General features: G+C 46.8%; 2 protein-coding genes. Both read left to right on the forward strand.

The annotated features are described in order from the left end of the window. Positions 1–1908, forward strand: a 1908-nt coding sequence (locus A3761_RS11925) for a biotin/lipoyl-containing protein (RefSeq protein ID WP_068750257.1), incomplete at its 5' end; no start/stop codon positions are given. 11 nt (positions 1909–1919) lie between these two features. Then, a partial coding sequence (locus A3761_RS11930) for a VOC family protein (protein WP_068750259.1) occupies positions 1920–2193 on the forward strand: 274 nt, incomplete at its 3' end.

The following is a 2193-nucleotide window of genomic DNA, read 5'->3' on the forward strand; positions in this document are numbered from 1 at the left end:
AAGAATATTCTTGTCGAGTTGAATATCGAAACCACCCGTCACCAGGAAATCCAGGTGATCGGTAATGGTGAATGGGCACTGGCTTTGGGCGGTCGTGATTGCTCTTTGCAGATGCATGAGCAAAAGCTGCTGGAAATATCGGTTACGACCGAAGATTTACAGCATGCGCTTACAGAATCTTTGCATCGCGGTAGTGAAGCCGAATCTAAAATCCTTAGCCAGGAGATCAAAACCCTTCAGGCGATGGAAAAAGAATCCGAAGTATTTGGTCAGGCAGTAGGCTTGGACAACGTATCCACCTTCGAGTGTATCGTTGACCGCGACAAACACTTCTTTATGGAAATGAACACCCGAATTCAGGTTGAACACCGCGTTACAGAGCTCTGTTATAGCCTGAAATTCGTCAACCCCGACAACGCTGATGACAGTTTTACGGTGCACTCATTGGTCGAGGCCATGGTATTACTCGCTGCACACGGCAAGCGCTTACCCAAGCCCGAGCGCGTATTGCGTCATAATGCTTCGGTTGAAGCCCGCCTTAATGCAACTAACCAAGCTTTGGCACCCCATGCAGGTGGTTTGATTGAACATTGGTCAGATTCGCTTGATGGCGAAATTCGTGACGACCAGGGTATTAGTCTTCACAACCCTGATACCGATGTATTCATGTCCTATCACTTGGCCGGTGCTTACGATAGTAATATCGCCCTACTCCTGACTGTTGGCAACAATCGTCTGGAAAGCTTTGAACAAATGTCTGAAGTACTTCGCCGCACTAAGCTGGAAGGTAAGGATCTAGGCACCAACCTTGAATTCCATTACGGCTTGGTCAACTGGATAATGGGCAACAATATTCATGCGAAACCAACAACCCAGTTTATCGTTCCCTATCTAACGGCTGTAGGCGCGTTAAAACAACAGGCACAGCAATACGACCTGAACCAGGTTTATGCTGAAGTGTGCCAAGCAAATATTGCTAGCCTTAAATCCAAGGACGACAAGACTGCAATGCAAAGCGTATTGCAACGCAAACACCTATTGCTTACACGTCCGGTTGAGCACTTAATGCTTGAACCGCATTTGTTATCCGGCTGGTTGGCCATGCATCAAACTCACTTCTCGGTTGATAAGAAGGGCAAGGTCTCCTGGATAGAAAACCCGATTAAAGTTCTGGATGAAACTTATCATTTCCTTAACATGGACTTTCACCCGGGAAACAAGCGAGAGAACCCAGCGGCCACCATGATCTGGGATCATGACCAGGAAATCCTCAGCGATGCACTTTCCTTCTATAGCACACTTGAAGAAAAACTGGATATTTGCAACTTCAACGACTTAGACAAAGCCCTAAAAGCTGCCAAGCACAGCGATTTTGATACAGCGACCTGGGCCGCAATCAAAGCTGCCCACGCAGGCTATCAAGCTGGCTGCAGAGTACTACTATTACTGCCATACATAGCCGCCAAGACAGGTTTCTTCGAACTGAAAGTCGCTGATGACCTGAGCTTAGTCATTCCTGAGAACTTAACCAATAAAGATTATCAGGAAGCGATGGCGAAGGTCCTAGTACCACCACCTGTCGCGAAAAGTGATGAGATTCTCGCCAGCTCAGGCGGTATGTTCTATTCGCGCGAAGCGCCTGATATGCCTCCCTTTATTGAGGAAGGCCAGCACTTTGAGACGGGAGATCCGCTCTATATCGTTGAAGTCATGAAGATGTTCAATAAAATAGCTGCGCCGTTCTCTGGCACCATTGCTAAAGTGCTGCTTGAAGACGACGGCACCATTATTAAGAAGGGTCAGCCACTGTTCAAAATTGTTCCTGATGAAGAAATCGTTATTGAAACAGACGAGCAGATAAAAGACAGACAAACCAAAGCTTGCACTGAGTTTTTGGCGAATATTTAGGAGAATAAACAATGATTACAGGCTTAGACCACATTGCGATAGCAGTGCCAGATTTACAGAAAGCCATAGAGCGCTTTGCAGAAGACTTCGGCTTGAACCTGAAAGGTCAGGAAGATGTACCTGAAGCAAAAACCAGTGCTGCGTTTTTAGACGTTGAGAAAACCAGCATTGAATTGATTCACCCGCTTAACGGTGAAGGCCCTGTGCAGAAATACTTGGAAAAGAAAGGCGGTGGCATTCACCACCTTTGTTTCCGCAGCGACGATATCGAAGCGGATGTTGAGC

The organism is Oleiphilus sp. HI0123, from assembly GCF_001635315.1.